Origin of the sequence: Escherichia sp. AM3 (assembly GCF_032029835.1) — a bacterium.
In the GTDB taxonomy this organism is placed as follows: Bacteria; Pseudomonadota; Gammaproteobacteria; order Enterobacterales; family Enterobacteriaceae; genus Escherichia; species Escherichia coli.
This window is the reverse complement of the sequence record NZ_JAVUPQ010000013.1, coordinates 31,970-52,512: the sequence shown is the minus strand read 5'-3', so window position 1 is coordinate 52,512 and position 20,543 is coordinate 31,970. Positions and strand designations below refer to the sequence as shown.

Genomic DNA, 20,543 nt, shown 5'->3' with positions numbered 1-20,543 from the left:
TCAGTCTCCGTTAGGCGGCGGTGAGATTGTCCGGGTATAGATTGAGAATGTCGGCAATTTCAGGCTGAGAAAGTCCCTGATAGCCCCCAGCGTCGGCGTTATGGTTCACAAGCCGAATAACTTTTAGAACGTCACCGCGCCCGGTAAAGCGATAGCGTAAATGTGACCCGATCCCGTCGGGATTCTTTTCGTCGATACGCTCTAACTGAATATCAAGCCTGCGTTCTAACTCGCTGGCGTAGTTCCTTCCAGACGAAAGGCGGCAGTAGCGCAGAATGTCGTTTTCTGTCCATCCCTCTACCCCAGTGCGTAGCATATAGACGCGGGCGCGGTGCTTCTTCGGTGTGCGGCGTGGCGCTTGTGTGGTGGGCGCTGGTGGCGTAACATCAGATCCGCGAATATCTATGTTAGCCGCCTGCTGTCCGGGGCGGTTTTCTTTTTTCATCAGGCCACCTTCCCGCGACGCTCTGCCAGCCAGTTGTTAATCTCTACCGCATCAAAGGCGGTAATCTTCTCGCCCAGCTTTACCGGGCGCGGCAGAACCCCATTGCGAACTTTGCGATCAATGGTGGAAACGCTAACGCCCAGCAATTCAGCAAGGCGGAAGCGTCGGATATAGCCAGATTGGGGGATTGTGTGGGTTGTTGCGTTATGTGTTGCCATATGTCCCGTAACCTCTTTTGATGGTTGTTGCTTCGTTACGGGTATGATGGGAGCAATAGATTGTAATGTATCGGAATTATTAGAAAACTCCCCGGAATTTTCATAATTCCGTTATCGGTTGACTCCCCCTTTTCGCAGCCAATCTATAAGCGTCTTATCATCATCCGGGAGTGGTAGCTCCTCACCTTTATTGTTAGCTTTATTTCTCAGTTGTGTAATGCTGCCTTTTAAATCACTATCGGTTAAGCCTATACGTTTAAGTAATGCGACAATTAGTCTCATCTGTTTTTCTGTTGTTTTTACTGGTTTTCCTACATTCATTTCCGTCGGCGGTAAGGGAATAACACCTCCGTTAATCATGCTTTTAATCGGCTCGCCTGTGTCTATTGCGTCTTTGAGTTTTAAAATGGTATCTCTGGCAATAAATAGATCGGAAGTTGTCAAAGTCTCATTAAGCGCAGGTTTTCGGCTCTCACTTAACTGAAACCCTATGCTTTCGGCTAGTTGTCTGTTTAGCGTAGGTAGCCAGCTCTGATTAAAATATCTATCGCTAATTATCTGACACGAAAGGCCAGTCTTCTCGCGGAAAGTGTCCCATCCGAACGGCCTGAAAATTGTCGTGTCTATCACCCTTGCCCTCTTAGAATAAAGAAGACTTTCTATTTCACTGTGTCCCAGACACCATAGCCCGTTCGCCAATCCTCTAAATAAAATAAGCCCACTATCTGTTTTGTATGCGTCATGTTCGGTGAGCGTGGAATTAAAATGAGATATATAGTTGCCCTCACGAAAAAGAAATGATGAGTTTCCTTTGTGTTCGTGATAAAACTCAATTGGGTCTTTTATATCTTTACCGCCTATAAAAGCCAAAGTAGAAGAAAATCCTCTCATCATTATACACAACGGTATAGCCCCAATAACTCCATAGTGAAGTAAATCATCTGTATCGCATTGCAAAATACTAGCTGCCCTGTCGAGCTTAAAGTATTCCATAGGTGGGATTTTAATACTGCTGTGGGCTTCTTTTTTGGTCATCGCGTCACCTTTCACGCTGTGCCTTAAAGAGTGATTGAGCCAGGCGGTAAGGCTTCCCGCTTTTCGCCCCGTCGGGCTAGGCTCAATCTGTCCTCTGATTCTTTACATATCTTGGTTACTTCGCCTTTCTCAGCGGTGTAACGTTGTACTCTTCGCCGCGCTCCAGTGCCACCAGCAATCCCGCCCACTGTGTTAACGCGGCCCGGCGTTCATCAAAGTATTGGTGGCGGTTATAGATACCCTCCACGCCTTTAATTTTGTGGTTAAGGCATCTTTCTGCGACTACAGGATCAACGCCCAGCGCGGCTAAATGGGTGCGGGCCGTGCGCCGGAAGTCGTGAATAGTGAAATTCGGCACGTCCGGCATTTCAGCGCGAACCTTCGCCAGCGCAACGGGCAGGGTGCTTTCCTGAATATGGGGGATCATGCGGTTTTGCATCTTTCTGGCTGGCAGTACCCATGCGCTGTTGCATGAGAACGTTTTAAGCTCTCTCAGCCATTCGACTGCTGGCGGTGCTAATGGAATGTCTATAGCGTCGCCGTTTTTGCTGCGTTCCTCTGGCAAGCGCCATACGGCTTTATCAAGATCGAACTCCTCCCAGCGGGCGGCGCATAACTCCATTTTGCGGACGCATAACGCTAACAGTAATTTGAACGTGATTTCATTCTGGCGACTGAAACCCTTAGCCGTGCGCATGGCTTTGAATAGCTGGATTAACTCATCGCGTGTTAGCCAGCGGTCGCGGCTAACCTCCTTCCCTCCAGCGTCTGCCACCTCAAAGGCTGAACAGGGGTTAATCTCCAGCGCGTGCCGTTTGATTCCGTAGTCGAATATGCGGCGCGTCCATCTCAGCACGTCCGTTGCTATGGTCGGCGCTCCACGGTCAACAATACCTTTCAGCATGTCGTCGATATGGCGCGGCTTCACGTCCTCTACCTTCATGCTGCCAATGCAGGGGTTTATATCTTTGTCGATACGGCGGCGGAGTATATCGGGGTGCTTCCAGCGGGGCAGTATCTGACGTTCAAAGTATTCAGCGGCAAGCTCTGAAACGCGCATGGCGTTTTTTTCTGCTTCCATCTTCGCCAGTGCTTCGGATTTCCGCTCCTGCTTCTCCCCGGCAACGTCATAACCCAGCGCAACACGCGCCGAAAGCTCCTTTGCTGTCTCTCTGGCCTTTGATAGTGATAGCTCGCTATACGAACCAATTAGCATTGCGCGGGACTTCCCTGCGAGTTTATAGCGGAATCTCCATGTGGGGGTTTTGTCGGCTTCACGGTAACGCAGGTATAAGCCGTTCCCGTCCGCCCGTCCCTCGAATCGCTCTCCGGCCTTTATCCACGCGCGGATCTGCATGTCTGTGAGTTTTGGCATTTTGCGAATATCCAAACTATTCCAAACTTTTAATAGGGGGTGTACCCAAATTGATGTACACAAACCTCATTGGGTACACCTTTGTGTACACGGCAATCATGCGCTTTGTTGCGTCTTTATGATAGCCGATGATAACAAAAAAGCCCGCTGGATTGCGGGCTTTACTGGTTTCGTGCGTCTTTGTGATAGCTCTTAAATATTTACTCGATATTCTGAATTTGCTCGCGCATCTGCTCAATCAACACTTTCAGCTCAATCGCGGAGTTTGTCACTTCGGCATTGATAGACTTCGACGCAAGAGTGTTCGACTCGCGGTTGAATTCCTGCATCATAAAGTCCAGACGACGACCAACGGCTTCTTTTTTCTTCAGAATGTTGTAGGTCTCTTTGACATGCGCTTCCAGGCGGTCCAGTTCTTCGGCAACGTCAATTCGTTGTGCCAGCAGAACCAGCTCCTGCTCCAGACGGTTGTTTTCCAACTGAACCTGAGCATCTTCCAGCTTCGCGACCAGACGCTCACGCTGCCATTGCAGGATTTCCGGCATATGGGCGCGGACTTTGACCACTTCGGCGGTGACGCCTTCCAGACGCTGCTCGATCAATGCTTTCAGTGCCTGACCTTCGGTTTCGCGCGCGACAATAAAGTCGTCCAGCGTACCATCCAGCGCCGCGAGAATTTCAGCGGCAATGGCGTCGAGATCCTGCTCCTGGGCTGCCATCACGCCCGGCCAGCGCAGAATATCAACCGGGTTGATTTCCCCTTCGTCACTCTGCATTTTTACCCAGTTCGCGGCAGTTACCAGCTGTTTAGCCAGTTTTTCATTGAGGATCAGCTCACCTTGTGCGCTAACATCTGGCTCATAGCGCAGGGTACATTCCACTTTACCGCGCGTCAGGCGAGAACGAATACGCTCGCGAACGACAGGTTCAAGGCTACGGAACTGCTCCGGCAGACGAAAGTAAGTTTCCAGATAACGCTGGTTTACCGAGCGCATTTCCCAGGTTGCGCTCCCCCATTCACCCTTGATTTCACGCCGGGCGTAGGCGGTCATACTGCGGATCATAGACGTTCCTGTTTATAAAAGGAGAGGTGGAAGGATTATAGCCATCGATGCCTTGTCAGGATAGGAATAACCGCCGGAAGTCCGTATAATGCGCAGCCACATTTGTTTCAAGCCGGAGATTTCAATATGCGTCCAGCAGGCCGTAGCAATAATCAGGTGCGTCCCGTTACCCTGACTCGTAACTATACAAAACATGCAGAAGGCTCGGTGCTGGTCGAATTTGGCGATACCAAAGTGTTGTGTACCGCCTCTATTGAAGAAGGCGTGCCGCGCTTCCTGAAAGGTCAGGGCCAGGGCTGGATCACCGCAGAGTACGGCATGCTGCCACGTTCTACCCACACCCGTAACGCTCGTGAAGCGGCGAAAGGTAAGCAGGGTGGACGCACAATGGAAATCCAGCGTCTGATCGCCCGTGCTCTTCGCGCGGCAGTAGATTTGAAAGCGCTGGGTGAGTTCACCATTACGCTGGACTGCGACGTGCTTCAGGCTGATGGTGGCACGCGTACCGCGTCGATTACGGGTGCCTGCGTGGCGCTGGCAGATGCGCTACAGAAGCTGGTGGAAAACGGCAAGCTGAAAACCAACCCGATGAAAGGGATGGTAGCCGCAGTTTCTGTCGGTATTGTAAACGGTGAAGCAATTTGCGATCTGGAATACGTTGAAGACTCAGCCGCAGAGACCGACATGAACGTAGTGATGACCGAAGACGGGCGCATCATTGAAGTGCAGGGGACGGCAGAAGGCGAGCCGTTCACCCATGAAGAGCTACTCACCTTGTTGGCGCTGGCCCGAGGGGGAATCGAATCCATTGTAGCGACGCAGAAGGCGGCGCTGGCAAACTGATTTTTAAGGCGACTGATGAGTCGCCTTTTTTTTGTCTGTAGAAAAGTAAGATGAGGAGCGAAGGCATGAAACCATATCAGCGCCAGTTTATTGAATTTGCGCTTAGCAAGCAGGTGTTAAAGTTTGGCGAGTTTACGCTGAAATCCGGGCGCAAAAGCCCCTATTTCTTCAACGCCGGGCTGTTTAATACCGGGCGCGACCTGGCACTGTTAGGCCGTTTTTACGCTGAAGCATTGGTGGATTCTGGCATTGAGTTCGATCTGCTGTTTGGCCCTGCTTACAAAGGGATCCCGATTGCGACCACTACCGCCGTGGCGCTGGCGGAGCATCATGACCTTGACCTGCCGTACTGCTTTAACCGCAAAGAGGCAAAAGACCACGGTGAAGGCGGCAATCTGGTTGGTAGCGCGTTACAAGGACGCGTAATGCTGGTAGATGATGTGATCACCGCCGGAACGGCGATTCGCGAATCGATGGAGATTATTCAGGCTAATGGCGCGACGCTTGCTGGCGTATTGATTTCGCTTGATCGTCAGGAACGGGGGCGCGGCGAGATTTCGGCGATTCAGGAAGTTGAGCGTGATTACAACTGCAAAGTGATCTCTATCATCACCCTGAAAGATCTGATTGCCTATCTGGAAGAGAAGCCGGAAATGGCGGAACATCTGGCGGCGGTTAAGGCCTATCGCGAAGAGTTTGGCGTTTAAAGAAACTCGCCGGATGAAAAGTCATCCGGCGTCATATTACTGCAACTGCGCGGCAATTAGCGGCCAGCGGGCGTCAAAATCATCCGTCGGGCGGTATTTAAATTCGCTGCGGACAAAACGTGACAGCATACCTTCACAGAAGGCCAGGATCTGGCTTGCCAGCAGGGTTTCATCGGTGGTGTAACCTTCACCCTCACGCATTCTCTTTTCACGCAATACCTGACGCAGCTGCGCTTCAATACGCTCGAACAGCTGGTTGATACGCCCTTGCAGGCGATCCTGTTCAAACATCAGCGCATGACCAGTGAGGATGCGGGTCAGGCCAGGATTACGCTCACCAAAACCGAGAAGCAGCAACACAATCAGACGCAGGCGCGCTGTGGTGTCTTTCTCATCTTTCAGAATCAGGTTGATGCGAGTAATCAGGCTATCTTCGATAAACTCAATCAGGCTATCGAACATGCGGGTCTTACTGGGGAAGTGGCGATACAGTGCCGCTTCGGAAACGCCGACAGAGGCGGCCAGTTTTGCCGTCGTGATACGTTGGCTTCCATCGCTGGATTCCAGCATCAGCGCCAGAGACTGAAGTATTTCCTCGCGACGGTTCCTTTTCGCAGTTTGTTTTTCTGCCATGTTACAAAATACCCCTGAAAATAAGCACTTGCCAGGCGGCACCCACGCTATGACCGCAAACGAAATGTTTGCGGCTATGTTATGACGTTATTCGGATGCGTATGTGTTACTGACGACCAGAGTGACCAAAGCCGCCTTCACCGCGGTCGGTGGCGTCGAAATCTTCCACCAGATTAAATTCAGCCTGTACTACCGGAACAAAAATCATCTGGGCGATGCGTTCGCCAGGTTGAATGGTGAAGCTGTCCTGACCACGGTTCCAAACGGAAATCATCAACTGGCCCTGATAGTCAGAATCGATCAATCCTACCAGGTTACCAAGCACGATACCGTGCTTATGTCCCAATCCGGAGCGCGGCAGCATCATTGCCGCCAGTGAAGGATCGGCAATATGAATCGCCAGCCCGGTCGGAACCAGCGTAGTGTCACCCGGAGCCAGTTCTACGGCGTCGTCGAGACAGGCACGCAGGTCAAGTCCGGCAGAGCCAGAGGTGGCATAAGTCGGGAGCGGAAATTCCTTCCCAACGCGCGGGTCCAGAATCTTAACGTCGATTTTTTTCATCATAACGGGTCACGATCTCGTCGAGTAATAATTGGCCAAGGAGCTCTTTGCGCTCAAGCGGTAAGACTTTATCTCCGTCCTGCCAGAAAAGGTGTAATGCGTTGTTGTCGCTGTTAAATCCTTGAGTTGGCTGGGAAACATCGTTCGCGCAGATCAGATCAAGGTTTTTACGGATACGTTTTTGCCGGGCGTATTCTTCCACATTATTTGTTTCGGCGGCAAATCCAACGACGTAGGGTCGATGGTCTTTTAGTGCGGCAACGCCTGCGACGATATCGGGGTTTTTAACCATTTTTATTGTTAATTCATCACCCTGCGTGGCCTGCTTTTTGATTTTTTCTGGGGCCACGGTAGCTGCGCGATAATCCGCCACGGCGGCGCAACCGATAAAAATATTTTGCTGCTGTACAGAAGCATTCACGGCGGCTTCCATTTCCAGCGCGGTCATCACATCAACACGTTTAACAAACGGTGGCGTCGGTAGTGAAACTGGACCTGATACCAGCGTGACGTTCGCGCCACGACGGGCAGCGGCGGCGGCGATAGCAAAACCCATCTTGCCGGAGCTGTGATTAGAGATATAACGCACCGGATCGAGCGGTTCACGCGTCGGACCGGCGGTAATCATAATGTTCAGATGTTTCAGGTCGTTGACGGGCGAAAAATGCGCCACCGCCATATCCACAATGGTTAACGGATCGAGCATTCGCCCAGGACCGATATCACCACAAGCCTGACTGCCACTGTCTGGCCCCCAGATGAGCAAACCACGGGAAGCAAGCACCTCTAAATTATGCTGCGTGGCAGCGGCACGGTACATCTGCTGGTTCATGGCGGGGAGCACGGCTACAGGCGCAGGTGTAGCCAGACAAATCGTCGATACCAGGTCATTCGCCATTCCGGCAGCAACACGGGCAATCAAATCTGCCGTGGCAGGGGCGAGAATCACTAAATCAGCCCATTTACCCAGCTCAATATGGCCCATAGCGGCTTCGGCTGCCGGGTCCAGCAAACTGTCGGAAACGGGATAACCAGAAACCGCCTGCAAGCTAAGTGGGGTGATAAAGGCTTTTGCCGCTTCGGTCATGGCTACGCGGACGTCGGCCCCGCGATCGCGCAAACGACGCACCAGTTCAGGGGTTTTATAGGCAGCAATACCGCCGCTAACGCCGAGAACGATTTTTTTACCGGCCAGGCTCATGTTGATTTTTCCTGTAGGGTGACACCAGAAGTTGGCGATTTTATCACAATACTTTTGTTGTCGTGCCTTCACCTGAGATTCACTTTGCGAGGCGCTTTCCAGGATTGAAAACTGGCCGTCGATTTAACGGAACGGCTATGACAGGATGCGAGCACCACAAAGGAGGTGAAGGTGAAAAACAATGCACAGCTGTTGATGCCGCGCGAAAAAATGCTGAAGTTTGGTATTAGCGCCTTAACGGATGTCGAGCTGCTGGCGTTATTTCTGCGTACCGGAACGCGCGGTAAAGATGTATTAACCCTGGCAAAAGAGATGCTGGAGAATTTCGGCTCTCTTTATGGCTTGTTAACCTCTGAATATGAACAATTTAGTGGCGTTCATGGAATTGGCGTAGCGAAATTTGCCCAGTTAAAGGGGATTGCTGAACTGGCGCGGCGTTACTACAACGTGCGGATGCGTGAAGAAAGCCCTTTACTCAGCCCGGAGATGACGCGGGAATTTTTACAAAGCCAGCTCACGGGTGAGGAGCGGGAGATCTTTATGGTGATCTTTCTCGACTCACAACACCGGGTTATAACGCATAGCCGTCTTTTTTCCGGCACGCTAAACCATGTTGAAGTCCATCCTCGGGAAATTATCCGCGAAGCGATAAAAATAAACGCCTCGGCGCTGATCCTTGCACATAATCACCCTTCGGGTTGTGCTGAACCCAGTAAAGCGGATAAACTCATTACTGAACGGATAATAAAGAGTTGTCAGTTCATGGATTTACGCGTGCTCGACCATATCGTGATTGGGCGTGGAGAGTATGTTTCTTTTGCCGAACGCGGCTGGATTTAACCCGCTATGCGCGATCCTTCGGGATCTTTGTCTGTTCGGGACTTGAGCACATCGCTGAGTCAGCGTATACTACGCCACCTTTGAGAATCTCGGGTTTGGCATTTGGGCCTGGCAATCGAGAGTTCACATAGAACTGCGATGACCGGGCTGTAAAGCCTGACGAGGCGCCAATACCCCATACGAAGCTCGAGCTAATTTGATTTTTGGAGAATAGACATGTCCCGAGTCTGCCAAGTTACTGGCAAGCGTCCGGTGACCGGTAACAACCGTTCCCACGCACTGAACGCGACTAAACGCCGTTTCCTGCCGAACCTGCACTCTCACCGTTTCTGGGTTGAGAGCGAGAAGCGTTTTGTCACCCTGCGCGTATCTGCTAAAGGTATGCGTGTAATCGATAAAAAAGGCATCGATACAGTTCTGGCTGAACTGCGTGCCCGTGGCGAAAAGTACTAAGTACTTAGAGGAAATAAATCATGGCTAAAGGTATTCGTGAGAAAATCAAGCTGGTTTCTTCTGCTGGTACTGGTCACTTCTATACCACTACGAAGAACAAACGTACTAAGCCGGAAAAACTGGAACTGAAAAAATTCGATCCAGTTGTTCGTCAGCACGTGATCTACAAAGAAGCGAAAATCAAATAATTCTCGCTTTGATGTAACAAAAAACCTCGCTCCGGCGGGGTTTTTTGTTATCTGCTTGCCCCCATATTGATTGCATCTGTTCATTCCTGGAGATGCTATGCCTGAATTACCCGAAGTTGAAACCAGCCGTCGCGGCATAGAACCGCATCTCGTTGGTGCAACCATTCTTCATGCAGTGGTGCGCAACGGACGCTTGCGCTGGCCGGTTTCAGAAGAGATCTACCGTTTAAGCGACCAACCAGTGCTTAGCGTGCAGCGGCGGGCTAAATATTTGCTGCTGGAGCTGCCTGAGGGCTGGATTATCATTCATTTGGGGATGTCTGGCAGCCTGCGCATCCTTCCAGAAGAACTTCCCCCTGAAAAGCATGACCATGTGGATTTGGTGATGAGCAACGGCAAAGTGCTGCGCTACACCGATCCGCGCCGCTTTGGTGCCTGGCTGTGGACCAAAGAGCTGGAAGGGCATAATGTGCTGACCCATCTTGGACCGGAGCCGCTTAGCGACGATTTCAATGGTGAGTATCTGCATCAGAAGTGCGCGAAGAAAAAAACGGCGATTAAACCGTGGCTGATGGATAACAAGCTGGTGGTAGGGGTAGGGAATATCTATGCCAGCGAATCACTGTTTGCGGCGGGGATCCATCCGGATCGGCTGGCGTCATCACTGTCGCTGGCAGAGTGTGAATTGTTAGCTCGGGTGATTAAAGCGGTGTTGCTGCGTTCGATTGAGCAGGGTGGTACAACGCTGAAAGATTTTCTGCAAAGTGATGGTAAACCGGGCTATTTCGCTCAGGAATTGCAGGTTTACGGGCGAAAAGGTGAGCCGTGTCGGGTGTGCGGTACGCCGATTGTGGCGACTAAACATGCGCAGCGGGCAACGTTTTATTGTCGGCAGTGCCAGAAGTAATTCATGCGCGCCGGATGGCATACCATCCGGCATAAACGCTACGCTAACTTCGCCATCAGCGCCTGATGGACATTCTCCGGCAGGAAATGGGTGACATCGCCCTGATGGCGCGCCACCTCTTTCACCAACGATGAAGAGATAAACGACCACTCTTTCGACGGCATCAGAAACACACTTTCCAGTTCCGGCATTAAGTGGCGATTCATATGCGCCAGCTGCATTTCATATTCAAAATCTGCCACCGCACGCAGGCCACGAATCAGCACCGTAGCGTGTTGATTACGGGCGAAGTTCGCCATCAAATCACTAAACCCGACCACTTCCACGTTCCCCAGATGCGCGGTTGCCTGCTGTGCCAGTGCCACACGCTCTTCCAGGGTAAACATCGGTTTTTTACTGGGGCTGGCGGCAATCGCCAGAATAACGTGATCGAACATCTGCGTGGCGCGCGTCACGATATCGATATGACCATTGGTAATGGGATCGAAAGTACCCGGATAAATCGCCCGTTTTTGCATAACAACCTCAATGCGTTTTCGGTGGCAGGTAAGGTTCCAGCAGTTGAAGCAGACGCTGTAGCGCGCCCTGGTTTTGATACAGTACTTCAACGGCATGACGGCCATAGAAACTACGGTAATCGGCGTCGGTGAGTAAAGAGGAAACCTCTTTTGCAAGCGTAGTGGCATCGGTAACGGTAATCAGCCCGCTTGCCTGCTCCAGCCGCGCGCAAATGTCTTTAAAGTTAAAAGTATGCGGCCCCATCAATACCGGAATAGCGTGTGCGGCAGCTTCCAGCGGATTATGCCCACCACGTTCAACCAGTGAACCGCCAACAAAGGCGAGATCGGCAATGCCATACAGTAACATCAACTCGCCCATCGTATCGCCAACCACAACCTGCGTGCTGGTGGAGGGGACTTCCCCTGAAGAGCGTGTGATATAGCTTAGTCCAGCCTGGCGGACAAGGTTAATCGCATCCGGGAAGCGTTCCGGATGACGGGGTACCAGGATGAGCAATAAATTCGGGAATTGCTGTAACAATGCCTGATGTGCGGCGATCACCACACTCTCTTCGCCTTCGTGAGTGCTGGTGGCAATCCATACCGGGCGGTGTGGTGCCCACTGGCGGCGCAGCGTCACGGCTTTAGCAGCCAACTGCGGCGTTACAGAAATATCGAATTTCAGGCTACCGGTAACGGTCACCTGATTATTTTTTGCGCCCAGCGCCACAAAACGTGCACCATCTTCTTCATTTTGCGCAGCAATCAGCGTAATACGACGCAGCAAGCGACGGACGAATTTACCCAGTTTGGCATAACCTGCGGCCGAGCGGGCAGAGAGTCGCGCGTTAGCGATCACCAGCGGAATTTTACGTTTATGTAGCGCCGCAATCAGGTTAGGCCATAGTTCGGTTTCCATAATCAACACCAGTTTAGGGTCGACTTTATTCAGGAAACGGTTGAGTGCATCGGGCAGATCATACGGCAGATAAACGTGCTGAACATCCTTCCCGAAAGCCGATTGTACGCGCTCCGAACCGGTTGGCGTCATGGTTGTTACGGTAATCGGTAAATCAGGATAACGATGACGCAGCGCGCGCACCAACGGGATTGCCGCCAGAGTTTCACCGACGGAGACGGAGTGCAGCATAATGCCGCCTGGTTTTAGCGGATGGCGGTAAAAACCGTAACGTTCACCCCAGCGTTTTCGATAGGCCGGAGCCTTACGTCCGCGCACCCAGAGCCGTATCCAGATCAGCGGCTGAATAAGGTAGAGAAGGGCGGTGTAAAGCAATTCGAGCATAGTAAATAGCTGACTTATGGATGTGCTGGGGATTCTATGTATTTAGCTGTGGCTTTACCATTACTTTTCCCGTTTTTGACTTAAATAGCAATTTACCCGCCAATTCTTGCTGAACATCTATACTTTTTTTGTATTTTTATGCGATTCATTGATTTCTGCTGTACGTGCAGGAAGGAATCGCAGAGCAACAGTGAAAGAATATGGTTGCTAATGATTTTATTTGATTGATTTCTTTATTGAAAATCAACAATGTGCTTAAAAATCATTCGGGTCGGATTGCCGCGAAAGAAGTGATACACTAGCGCGTCAATATCAGTGCGGTATCAGTATTCAGGTAGCTGTTGAGCCTGGGGCGGTAGCGTGCTTTTTCTGCTTCACCTTAATCGGATAATCTCAACAAAAAGAGTTACTTGTGGATAAGCCATTTCGAAGAATTTTGCTCATTAAGATGCGTTTTCATGGGGATATGTTATTAACTACTCCCGTCATTAGTTCGCTGAAAAAAAATTACCCTGACGCAAAAATCGATGTGCTGCTTTATCAGGACACCATCCCGATCCTGTCTGAAAATCCAGAGATTAACGCGCTCTACGGCATAAAAAATAAAAAAGCAAAAGCCTCAGAAAAAATTGCCAACTTTTTTCATCTCATCAAGGTATTACGTGCCAATAAGTATGACCTTATCGTCAATCTTACCGATCAATGGATGGTTGCTATACTGGTTCGCTTATTAAATGCTCGTGTGAAAATTTCCCAGGATTATCATCATCGGCAGTCTGCTTTTTGGCGTAAAAGTTTCACCCATTTGGTGCCGTTGCAGGGTGGAAATGTGGTGGAAAGTAACTTATCCGTGCTGACACCATTGGGACTTGATTCGTTGGTGAAGCAGACAACCATGAGTTACCCGCCTGCAAGCTGGAAACGTATGCGTCGCGAACTTGATCACGCTGGTGTTGGACAAAATTATGTGGTTATCCAACCTACGGCGCGGCAAATCTTCAAATGCTGGGACAACGCCAAGTTTTCCGCTGTGATTGATGCCTTACATGCTCGTGGTTATGAAGTCGTTCTGACGTCCGGCCCGGATAAAGACGATCTGGCCTGCGTCAATGAAATTGCGCAGGGATGCCAGACGCCACCAGTAACGGCGCTGGCTGGAAAGGTGACCTTCCCGGAACTTGGTGCGTTAATCGATCATGCGCAGCTGTTTATTGGCGTTGATTCCGCACCGGCGCATATTGCCGCTGCAGTTAATACGCCGCTGATATCGCTGTTTGGTGCGACAGACCATATTTTCTGGCGTCCCTGGTCAAATAACATGATTCAATTCTGGGCGGGAGATTACCGGGAAATGCCAACGCGCGATCAGCGTGACCGAAATGAGATGTATCTTTCGGTTATTCCGGCGGCAGATGTCATTGCTGCTGTCGATAAATTACTGCCCTCCTCCACGACAGGTACGTCGTTATGATCGTTGCTTTTTGTTTATATAAATATTTTCCCTTTGGCGGTTTGCAGCGCGATTTTATGCGTATTGCTCAGACAGTCGCCGCCCGAGGTCATCATGTTCGGGTTTATACCCAGTCGTGGGAAGGCGAATGCCCTGATGTATTTGAACTGATCAAAGTGCCGGTTAAATCGCATACCAATCACGGGCGCAATGCGGAGTATTTTACCTGGGTGCAAAAACATTTACGCGAACATCCCGTCGATAAAGTCGTTGGATTCAACAAAATGCCGGGGCTGGACGTTTATTATGCCGCTGATGTTTGTTATGCCGAGAAAGTAGCGCAGGAGAAAGGCTTTTTCTATCGCCTGACGTCACGTTATCGCCATTATGCCGCCTTTGAGCGGGCAACCTTCGAACAGGGCAAGCCGACACAGCTGCTGATGCTGACAGATAAGCAAATCGCCGATTTCCAGAAACATTATCAGACTGAAGCGGAGCGTTTTCATATTCTGCCACCGGGGATTTATCCTGATCGTAAATATAGCCAGCAGCCAGCCAATAGCCGTGAAATCTTCCGTAAGAAGAATGGAATAACCGAACAACAATATTTATTGTTGCAGGTCGGTTCAGACTTCACGCGTAAAGGTGTCGATCGTTCCATTGAAGCACTTGCTTCTTTACCGGATTCGCTGCGCCACAACACATTGCTATATGTTGTTGGGCAGGATAAACCGCGAAAATTTGAGGCGCTGGCAGAAAAACGCGGCGTGCGCAGTAATGTTCACTTCTTCTCGGGGCGCAATGATGTCTCGGAATTAATGGCGGCGGCGGATTTATTACTGCATCCTGCCTACCAGGAAGCGGCGGGAATTGTGCTGCTGGAAGCGATTACTGCAGGATTACCGGTACTAACAACAGCCGTTTGTGGCTATGCGCCTTATATTGTCGAGGCCAATTGCGGCGAGGCTATTGCTGAGCCATTCCGCCAGGAAACATTGAATGAGATTTTACGCAAAGCGTTAACGCAATCTTCATTGCGCCAGGCCTGGGCGGAAAATGCGCGACATTATGCTGATACACAAGATTTATACAGTCTGCCAGAGAAAGCGGCGGATATCATAACGGGTGGTCTGGATGGTTGAACTTAAAGAGCCGTTTGCCACGTTATGGCGCGGTAAAGATCCTTTTGAGGAAGTTAAAACCTTGCAGGGTGAGATATTTCGTGAACTGGAAACTCGCCGTACTCTGCGCTTTGAAATGGCGGGAAAAAGCTATTTTCTCAAATGGCATCGCGGCACGACCCTGAAAGAGATAATCAAAAATTTACTCTCATTGCGGATGCCAGTATTAGGCGCAGACCGCGAATGGAATGCGATTCATCGACTGCGGGATGTCGGCGTTGATACTATGTATGGGGTGGCATTCGGCGAAAAAGGCATGAATCCGCTGACCAGAACCTCGTTTATTATTACCGAAGATCTGACACCAACCATAAGTCTGGAAGATTACTGTGCTGACTGGGCGACCAACCCACCAGATGTTCGCGTAAAGCGTATGCTTATTAAGCGTGTCGCGACGATGGTGCGCGATATGCATGCTGCGGGCATTAATCACCGTGACTGTTATATCTGTCATTTCCTGCTGCACTTGCCTTTTTCCGGTAAGGAAGAGGAGTTAAAAATTTCGGTAATTGACCTGCACCGGGCGCAGCTTCGCACGCGCGTTCCACGTCGTTGGCGCGATAAAGATCTTATTGGGCTTTATTTTTCTTCGATGAATATCGGCCTGACTCAGCGGGATATCTGGCGGTTTATGAAAGTGTATTTTGCCGCCCCGCTTAAAGACATTCTCAAGCAGGAACAAGGACTGCTGTCGCAAGCAGAAGCAAAAGCCACAAAAATCAGGGAAAGAACGATTCGAAAATCGTTGTAATTTCCGGAGAGAAATATGAGTGCCCACTATTTTAATCCACAAGAGATGATCAATAAGACAATCATCTTCGATGAAAGGCCAGCGGCGTCAGTGGCATCATCATTCCATGTTGCTTATGGCATTGATAAAAACTTTCTTTTTGGTTGTGGTGTTTCAATCACGTCAGTTTTGTTACATAACAACGACGTGAGTTTTGTTTTCCACGTTTTTATTGATGATATCCCTGAAGCCGATATCCAGCGTTTAGCCCAATTGGCGAAAAGCTATCGTACCTGTATCCAGATCCATCTGGTAAATTGTGAACGGCTTAAGGCATTACCGACGACCAAAAATTGGTCTATTGCCATGTATTTCCGTTTTGTAATTGCAGATTACTTTATTGATCAACAAGATAAGATCCTTTACCTGGATGCTGATATCGCCTGTCAGGGAAACTTAAAGCCGCTGATAACAATGGATCTTGCCAATAACGTTGCTGCTGTTGTTACTGAACGCGATGCTAACTGGTGGTCGTTACGGGGTCAAAGTCTGCAGTGTAATGAACTTGAAAAGGGTTACTTTAATTCAGGTGTCCTGTTAATTAATACACTAGCGTGGGCGCAGGAGTCCGTTTCTGCTAAAGCGATGTCGATGCTTGCTGATAAAGCCATCGTTTCCCATTTAACCTATATGGATCAAGATATCCTTAATCTTATCCTGTTAGGGAAAGTTAAATTCATTGATGCTAAATACAATACGCAGTTTAGTTTAAATTATGAATTAAAAAAATCATTTGTTTGTCCAATTAATGATGAAATCGTATTAATTCATTATGTCGGCCCGACAAAACCCTGGCATTACTGGGCCAGTTATCCAAGTGCGCAACCATTTATCAAAGCCAAAGAAGCATCGCCCTGGAAAAATGAACCGTTAATGCGGCCAGTTAACTCAAACTATGCTCGTTATTGCGCCAAGCATAATTTTAAACAAAATAAACCAATTAACGGGATAATGAATTATATTTATTATTTTTATTTAAAGATAATAAAATGAAATTGAGAAAAGTTAAATGAATGAATTTATAAAAGAACGGTTTTCGTATTTAGCAGATAATAAAAAAGAAAACGCCCCAGAGCTAAATGTTTCCTACGGTATCGATAAGAATTTTTTGTATGGTGCTGGCGTTTCAATTTCTTCTGTTTTGATTAATAATTCAGATATTAATTTTGTCTTTCATGTTTTCACTGATTATGTGGATGATAATTATTTAAAGTCATTTAATGAAACAGCAAAACAATTTAATACCTCAATTATTGTATATTTAATTGACCCCAAATACTTTGCTGATCTGCCGACGTCACAGTTTTGGTCGTACGCGACATACTTCAGGGTATTGTCTTTTGAATATCTGAGTGAAAGTATTTCCACACTGCTGTATCTGGATGCCGATGTTGTTTGTAAAGGAAGCCTGAAACCTCTCACAGAAATTATATTTAAAGATGAGTTTGCTGCGGTCATTCCTGACAATGATAGTACTCAGGCGGCATGTGCAAAACGCCTCAACATTCCCGAAATGAATGGACGTTATTTCAATGCAGGCGTTATCTATGTCAATCTTAAAAAATGGCATGAAGCAAATTTGACACCGTATTTACTCACGCTTTTACGAGGGGAAACTAAATATGGCTCTCTTAAATATTTAGATCAGGATGCGTTGAATATCGCATTTAATATGAATAATATCTACCTCGCGAAGGATTTTGATACTATTTATACCCTGAAAAACGAACTTCATGATCGTAGTCATCGAAAGTATCAGCAAACCATTACTGATAAAACAGTATTGATTCACTATACAGGGATAACTAAACCATGGCATAGCTGGGCTGGATATCCGTCTGCATCATACTTTAATATCGCGCGTGAACAATCTCCCTGGAAGAAATATCCTCTTAAAGAGGCGCGGACTGTTGCAGAAATGCAGAAACAATATAAGCATCTGTTTGCCCATGGTGAGTATATTAAAGGTATAACTTCATTAATTAAGTACAAGCTTAAGAAATAAATTACTCTTATGATTACAAGTATACGCTATCGCGGCTTCTCATTTTATTACAAAGATAACGATAATAAATATAAAGAAATCTTTGATGAAATACTGGCCTATAATTTTAAAACAGTAAAAGTATTACGTAATATTGATGATACCAAAGTATCGTTGATTGATACGAAATATGGTCGCTATGTTTTTAAAGTCTTTGCTCCGAAAACGAAAAGGAATGAACGTTTTTTAAAATCTTTTGTAAAAGGTGACTACTATCAGAATTTGATCGTTGAAACCGATCGTGTCAGAAGTGCAGGTCTTACTTTTCCTAATGATTTTTATTTTCTGGCTGAGCGTAAAATTTTCAACTATGCCAGTGTTTTTATCATGCTTATCGAGTATGTCGAGGGCGTAGAGCTCAATGATATGCCGATTATTCCAGAAAATGTTAAAGCAGAAATTAAGGCTTCAATGGAAAAATTGCATGCCTTAAATATGCTATCGGGCGACCCACACCGGGGTAATTTTATCGTTAGTAAAGATGGTGTCAGGATAATTGACCTATCCGGTAAAAGCTGTACGGCAGAGCGTAAAGCTCGTGATCGTCTGGCCATGGAACGTCACCTGGGTATTGCCAACGAAATAAAAGATTATGGCTACTATTCAGTAATCTACAGAACCAAACTACGCAAATTTATTAAAAAATTAAAAGGCAAAGCGTAAACCACACAGTCAAAACGGAACCAACATGGATTTATTAGCTGAGAGTATTACTGAAGTCGCTGTCTCTGGGGAAATTGCTAACACCGATCGTGTGTTAAATATCGCTTACGGTATTGACCGTAACTTTTTATTTGGTGCGGCAGTATCTATGCAATCAGTTGTTATGCATAACCCGGACCTTGCGGTTAAGTTTCATCTCTTTACCGACTACATTGATGAAGATTATCTACAACGTGTTAATGCTTTTACCAGCAAAAATGCTAACGTTGAAGTAAGAATTTATAAAGTCTCCAATGCCTTTATTGATATCTTCCCCAGCCTGAAACAGTGGTCTTATGCAACATTCTTCCGTTTAGTTGCGTTCCAGTATCTGAGTGAAACTATTGAAAATCTGTTATATATCGATGCTGATGTCATCTGTAAAGGCTCATTAGCTGGATTGCTTGATATTAATTTTGATGGGGATAAGTTTGCAGCTGTTATTAAAGATGTGCCTTTTATGCAGGAAAAACCAGCGAAGCGTCTGGCTATAGAGGGACTTCCAGGGAATTATTTCAACGCCGGTGTAGTATATCTGCAGCTTGAAGCATGGGCGAAAAATGATTTTATGAATAAAGCCATTGCTATGCTGGCAAGTGACCCGCAGCACACGAAGTATAAATGCCTTGATCAGGATATTTTAAATATTCTGTTTTTTGGTCATTGTATTTTTATTAGCGGCGATTATGATTGCTTTTATGGCATCGATTATGAGTTAAAAAATAAAAGCGATGAAGATTATAAAAAGACCATTACCGATGATACTAAGCTGATTCATTATGTTGGCGTAACGAAGCCCTGGAACGACTGGACGAATTATCCCTGCCAGAACTATTTTAATGAGGCTTATCAGGCTTCTTGCTGGAATGATGTGGCGTTTATTCCAGCCACGAATGAAAAGCAGTATCAAGTGAAATATCAACATGCAAAGAAAAATGGTGATACGTTTAACGCTTTTATTTACTTCATTAAATTTAAATTAAATAAGTATAAAAGAAAACTATTTGGGTAATAATAAAAATCATGGATGTCTGAGTTACAATAATAATTAAGGATGAGTACTATCATATTTTATTAGTTCAGGCAAGAGAACACGATGAGCAATGATTACCCTTTAGTATCCATAATAATACCGACGTATAATTCATCTGATTACATTACTGAAACTCTAACGAAATTAGAAAAACAAACTTACCCAAATTTTGAAATTGTTATTGTTAATGATGGTTCTAAAGACAACACATCAAACGTTTTGAGAGAGTATGGGTTAACCCACTCTCGATTAATTATTATCAATAAAGAAAATGGCGGTGTTTCGTCTGCCAGGAATACAGGTATCCGCAAGGCGCAAGGACAGTTTATATGTTTTATGGATGATGATGATGAGATAGATCCTAACTATCTGCTGAAGATGTATTCCAGACAACATGAGACGGGAGGAGATGCCATTTATTGTGGGCTTTATGGCCATCATATAAAAAATGGTGTTACTTACTCACCTATAAATACAGAGTTTAATGAAGGATCTTTACTTTTCGACTTTTTTTATAAAAAGGTTAGATTCCATATAGGGTGCTTGTTTATAAGAAAACAACTTCTGGAAGAGAATAATCTTTTTTTTGATGAAGATTTACGACTAGGAGAAGATCTGGATTTTATCTATCGACTGCTAATTACATGCGATATGTATGCGGTTCCATATTATATGTATAAGCATAACTATAGAGAAAATTCCTTAATGAACTCATGTAGAACCATCACTCATTATCGACATGAGTCATTTGCGCACGAAAAAATCTACTCTTCTGTGATGCAGTTATACAAAGGTAACCGGAAAGAAGAAATTCATACATTATTGAGTCAAAATAGAGCTTATCATAAAACTCGTTATTTGTGGAATGTTCTACTTAATGGTGATTTTAAACAATTGAATCAATTAGTTGAAAGCAATGAAAAAGAATTAAAAGATTGTAATCTTCCTGGCAAGAGAGATAAGAGACGAGCAAAAATATTAGCATCAAAAAATTATATTATCTGGAGGATGGTAAGACTGGTAAATAGAAAAAAGAATAAACGTTAGATCTTGCATTAAATAACCCATC

General features: G+C 47.0%; 24 protein-coding genes. 14 read left to right on the top strand and 10 right to left on the bottom strand.

The genetic code is table 11. From position 1 onward, the window contains the following. Positions 1-10: 10 nt before the first annotated feature. The 5 genes from RTW80_RS08070 to RTW80_RS08050 form a co-directional block, all read right to left on the bottom strand. A complete protein-coding gene (locus RTW80_RS08070; protein ID WP_016244011.1) occupies positions 11-445 on the bottom strand; it encodes a hypothetical protein in 435 nt (144 codons plus the stop codon). Beyond that, on the bottom strand, positions 445-663 hold the full coding sequence (locus RTW80_RS08065; protein WP_016244010.1) for a helix-turn-helix transcriptional regulator: 219 nt from the start codon (positions 661-663) through the stop codon (positions 445-447). Before RTW80_RS08065 ends, RTW80_RS08070 begins: the two co-directional genes overlap by 1 nt. 111 nt (positions 664-774) lie before the next feature. Continuing rightward, positions 775-1,698: a hypothetical protein gene (locus RTW80_RS08060; RefSeq protein WP_016244009.1), complete on the bottom strand. Its 924-nt coding sequence runs from the start codon at positions 1,696-1,698 to the stop codon at positions 775-777. A gap of 115 nt (positions 1,699-1,813) precedes the next feature. Next, a complete protein-coding gene (locus tag RTW80_RS08055; RefSeq protein WP_016244008.1) occupies positions 1,814-3,073 on the bottom strand; it encodes a tyrosine-type recombinase/integrase in 1,260 nt (419 codons plus the stop codon). A gap of 200 nt (positions 3,074-3,273) precedes the next feature. Then, complete coding sequence (locus RTW80_RS08050) at positions 3,274-4,137, bottom strand: YicC/YloC family endoribonuclease (RefSeq protein ID WP_000621336.1); 864 nt, start codon at positions 4,135-4,137, stop codon at positions 3,274-3,276. Between the two features lie 126 nt (positions 4,138-4,263). Between RTW80_RS08050 and rph the strand changes: the two genes are divergently transcribed. Together rph and pyrE are read left to right on the top strand one after the other, a co-directional pair. Next, entirely contained in the window at positions 4,264-4,980 is a 717-nt protein-coding gene (gene rph, locus RTW80_RS08045) for a ribonuclease PH (protein WP_001247089.1), read from the top strand. A 65-nt stretch (positions 4,981-5,045) separates the two neighbouring features. After that, on the top strand, positions 5,046-5,687 hold the full coding sequence (gene pyrE, locus RTW80_RS08040; RefSeq protein ID WP_000806177.1) for an orotate phosphoribosyltransferase: 642 nt from the start codon (positions 5,046-5,048) through the stop codon (positions 5,685-5,687). Positions 5,688-5,723: 36 nt separating this feature from the next. Here the strand turns inward: pyrE and slmA are convergent, their stop codons facing one another. The 3 genes from slmA to coaBC all read right to left on the bottom strand — a co-directional run bounded on the left by slmA (position 5,724) and on the right by coaBC (position 8,083). Beyond that, on the bottom strand, positions 5,724-6,320 hold the full coding sequence (gene slmA, locus RTW80_RS08035) for a nucleoid occlusion factor SlmA (RefSeq protein WP_000818601.1): 597 nt from the start codon (positions 6,318-6,320) through the stop codon (positions 5,724-5,726). 106 nt (positions 6,321-6,426) lie between these two features. Beyond that, on the bottom strand, positions 6,427-6,885 hold the full coding sequence (gene dut, locus RTW80_RS08030; RefSeq protein ID WP_000976070.1) for a dUTP diphosphatase: 459 nt from the start codon (positions 6,883-6,885) through the stop codon (positions 6,427-6,429). Beyond that, positions 6,863-8,083: a bifunctional phosphopantothenoylcysteine decarboxylase/phosphopantothenate--cysteine ligase CoaBC gene (gene coaBC, locus RTW80_RS08025; RefSeq protein WP_000050139.1), complete on the bottom strand. Its 1,221-nt coding sequence runs from the start codon at positions 8,081-8,083 to the stop codon at positions 6,863-6,865. The genes dut and coaBC overlap by 23 nt, the downstream gene beginning before the upstream one ends. Before the next feature lie 171 nt (positions 8,084-8,254). Between coaBC and radC the strand changes: the two genes are divergently transcribed. The 4 genes from radC (at position 8,255) to mutM (ending at position 10,471) form a co-directional block, all read left to right on the top strand. Next, a complete protein-coding gene (radC, locus tag RTW80_RS08020; protein WP_001297375.1) occupies positions 8,255-8,923 on the top strand; it encodes a RadC family protein in 669 nt (222 codons plus the stop codon). 216 nt (positions 8,924-9,139) lie between these two features. Continuing rightward, on the top strand, positions 9,140-9,376 hold the full coding sequence (gene rpmB / locus RTW80_RS08015) for a 50S ribosomal protein L28 (protein WP_000091955.1): 237 nt from the start codon (positions 9,140-9,142) through the stop codon (positions 9,374-9,376). A gap of 20 nt (positions 9,377-9,396) precedes the next feature. Further along, on the top strand, positions 9,397-9,564 hold the full coding sequence (rpmG, locus tag RTW80_RS08010; RefSeq protein ID WP_001051798.1) for a 50S ribosomal protein L33: 168 nt from the start codon (positions 9,397-9,399) through the stop codon (positions 9,562-9,564). Positions 9,565-9,661: 97 nt separating this feature from the next. Next, positions 9,662-10,471 (top strand): bifunctional DNA-formamidopyrimidine glycosylase/DNA-(apurinic or apyrimidinic site) lyase, encoded by an 810-nt coding sequence (mutM, locus tag RTW80_RS08005; protein ID WP_001114543.1) that lies wholly within the window; start codon positions 9,662-9,664, stop codon positions 10,469-10,471. A 38-nt stretch (positions 10,472-10,509) separates the two neighbouring features. Here mutM and coaD read toward each other — a convergent pair whose 3' ends face one another. Both coaD and waaA read right to left on the bottom strand, forming a co-directional pair. Next, on the bottom strand, positions 10,510-10,989 hold the full coding sequence (coaD, locus tag RTW80_RS08000; protein WP_001171866.1) for a pantetheine-phosphate adenylyltransferase: 480 nt from the start codon (positions 10,987-10,989) through the stop codon (positions 10,510-10,512). A 7-nt stretch (positions 10,990-10,996) separates the two neighbouring features. Next, positions 10,997-12,274, bottom strand: a complete 1,278-nt coding sequence (waaA, locus tag RTW80_RS07995) for a lipid IV(A) 3-deoxy-D-manno-octulosonic acid transferase (RefSeq protein ID WP_000891564.1) — start codon at positions 12,272-12,274, stop codon at positions 10,997-10,999. Between the two features lie 412 nt (positions 12,275-12,686). On the opposite strand from waaA, the gene rfaQ reads away from it, so the two are divergent. The 8 genes from rfaQ to RTW80_RS07955 all read left to right on the top strand — a co-directional run bounded on the left by rfaQ (position 12,687) and on the right by RTW80_RS07955 (position 20,521). Continuing rightward, positions 12,687-13,745 (top strand): lipopolysaccharide core heptosyltransferase RfaQ, encoded by a 1,059-nt coding sequence (gene rfaQ / locus RTW80_RS07990; protein ID WP_000360402.1) that lies wholly within the window; start codon positions 12,687-12,689, stop codon positions 13,743-13,745. Further along, positions 13,742-14,866: a glycosyltransferase family 4 protein gene (locus RTW80_RS07985; RefSeq protein WP_000634264.1), complete on the top strand. Its 1,125-nt coding sequence runs from the start codon at positions 13,742-13,744 to the stop codon at positions 14,864-14,866. The genes rfaQ and RTW80_RS07985 overlap by 4 nt, the downstream gene beginning before the upstream one ends. Next, complete coding sequence (gene rfaP, locus RTW80_RS07980; RefSeq protein WP_001491387.1) at positions 14,859-15,656, top strand: lipopolysaccharide core heptose(I) kinase RfaP; 798 nt, start codon at positions 14,859-14,861, stop codon at positions 15,654-15,656. The genes RTW80_RS07985 and rfaP overlap by 8 nt, the downstream gene beginning before the upstream one ends. 15 nt (positions 15,657-15,671) lie before the next feature. After that, on the top strand, positions 15,672-16,688 hold the full coding sequence (gene waaO, locus RTW80_RS07975) for a lipopolysaccharide 3-alpha-galactosyltransferase (protein WP_001272730.1): 1,017 nt from the start codon (positions 15,672-15,674) through the stop codon (positions 16,686-16,688). 16 nt (positions 16,689-16,704) lie between these two features. Then, on the top strand, positions 16,705-17,700 hold the full coding sequence (locus RTW80_RS07970) for a glycosyltransferase family 8 protein (RefSeq protein WP_001001730.1): 996 nt from the start codon (positions 16,705-16,707) through the stop codon (positions 17,698-17,700). 9 nt (positions 17,701-17,709) lie between these two features. Further along, a complete protein-coding gene (rfaY, locus tag RTW80_RS07965; RefSeq protein ID WP_000633087.1) occupies positions 17,710-18,402 on the top strand; it encodes a lipopolysaccharide core heptose(II) kinase RfaY in 693 nt (230 codons plus the stop codon). Positions 18,403-18,427: 25 nt separating this feature from the next. Further along, positions 18,428-19,453, top strand: a complete 1,026-nt coding sequence (locus RTW80_RS07960) for a UDP-galactose--(galactosyl) LPS alpha1,2-galactosyltransferase (RefSeq protein ID WP_000364795.1) — start codon at positions 18,428-18,430, stop codon at positions 19,451-19,453. An 84-nt stretch (positions 19,454-19,537) separates the two neighbouring features. Then, on the top strand, positions 19,538-20,521 hold the full coding sequence (locus RTW80_RS07955) for a glycosyltransferase family 2 protein (protein WP_000064004.1): 984 nt from the start codon (positions 19,538-19,540) through the stop codon (positions 20,519-20,521). Positions 20,522-20,543 lie beyond the last annotated feature (22 nt).

Bases quoted from the DNA above. Each gene is read 5' to 3' on its own strand.
- RTW80_RS08070 (WP_016244011.1), bottom strand. From the start codon at position 445: ATGAAAAAAGAAAACCGCCCCGGACAGCAGGCGGCTAACATAGATATT.
- RTW80_RS08065 (WP_016244010.1), bottom strand. From the start codon at position 663: ATGGCAACACATAACGCAACAACCCACACAATCCCCCAATCTGGCTAT.
- RTW80_RS08060 (WP_016244009.1), bottom strand. From the start codon at position 1,698: ATGACCAAAAAAGAAGCCCACAGCAGTATTAAAATCCCACCTATGGAA.
- RTW80_RS08055 (WP_016244008.1), bottom strand. From the start codon at position 3,073: ATGCCAAAACTCACAGACATGCAGATCCGCGCGTGGATAAAGGCCGGA.
- RTW80_RS08050 (WP_000621336.1), bottom strand. From the start codon at position 4,137: ATGATCCGCAGTATGACCGCCTACGCCCGGCGTGAAATCAAGGGTGAA.
- rph (WP_001247089.1), top strand. From the start codon at position 4,264: ATGCGTCCAGCAGGCCGTAGCAATAATCAGGTGCGTCCCGTTACCCTG.
- pyrE (WP_000806177.1), top strand. From the start codon at position 5,046: ATGAAACCATATCAGCGCCAGTTTATTGAATTTGCGCTTAGCAAGCAG.
- slmA (WP_000818601.1), bottom strand. From the start codon at position 6,320: ATGGCAGAAAAACAAACTGCGAAAAGGAACCGTCGCGAGGAAATACTT.
- dut (WP_000976070.1), bottom strand. From the start codon at position 6,885: ATGATGAAAAAAATCGACGTTAAGATTCTGGACCCGCGCGTTGGGAAG.
- coaBC (WP_000050139.1), bottom strand. From the start codon at position 8,083: ATGAGCCTGGCCGGTAAAAAAATCGTTCTCGGCGTTAGCGGCGGTATT.
- rpmB (WP_000091955.1), top strand. From the start codon at position 9,140: ATGTCCCGAGTCTGCCAAGTTACTGGCAAGCGTCCGGTGACCGGTAAC.
- rpmG (WP_001051798.1), top strand. From the start codon at position 9,397: ATGGCTAAAGGTATTCGTGAGAAAATCAAGCTGGTTTCTTCTGCTGGT.
- mutM (WP_001114543.1), top strand. From the start codon at position 9,662: ATGCCTGAATTACCCGAAGTTGAAACCAGCCGTCGCGGCATAGAACCG.
- coaD (WP_001171866.1), bottom strand. From the start codon at position 10,989: ATGCAAAAACGGGCGATTTATCCGGGTACTTTCGATCCCATTACCAAT.
- waaA (WP_000891564.1), bottom strand. From the start codon at position 12,274: ATGCTCGAATTGCTTTACACCGCCCTTCTCTACCTTATTCAGCCGCTG.
- RTW80_RS07985 (WP_000634264.1), top strand. From the start codon at position 13,742: ATGATCGTTGCTTTTTGTTTATATAAATATTTTCCCTTTGGCGGTTTG.
- rfaP (WP_001491387.1), top strand. From the start codon at position 14,859: ATGGTTGAACTTAAAGAGCCGTTTGCCACGTTATGGCGCGGTAAAGAT.
- waaO (WP_001272730.1), top strand. From the start codon at position 15,672: ATGAGTGCCCACTATTTTAATCCACAAGAGATGATCAATAAGACAATC.
- RTW80_RS07970 (WP_001001730.1), top strand. From the start codon at position 16,705: ATGAATGAATTTATAAAAGAACGGTTTTCGTATTTAGCAGATAATAAA.
- rfaY (WP_000633087.1), top strand. From the start codon at position 17,710: ATGATTACAAGTATACGCTATCGCGGCTTCTCATTTTATTACAAAGAT.
- RTW80_RS07960 (WP_000364795.1), top strand. From the start codon at position 18,428: ATGGATTTATTAGCTGAGAGTATTACTGAAGTCGCTGTCTCTGGGGAA.
- RTW80_RS07955 (WP_000064004.1), top strand. From the start codon at position 19,538: ATGAGCAATGATTACCCTTTAGTATCCATAATAATACCGACGTATAAT.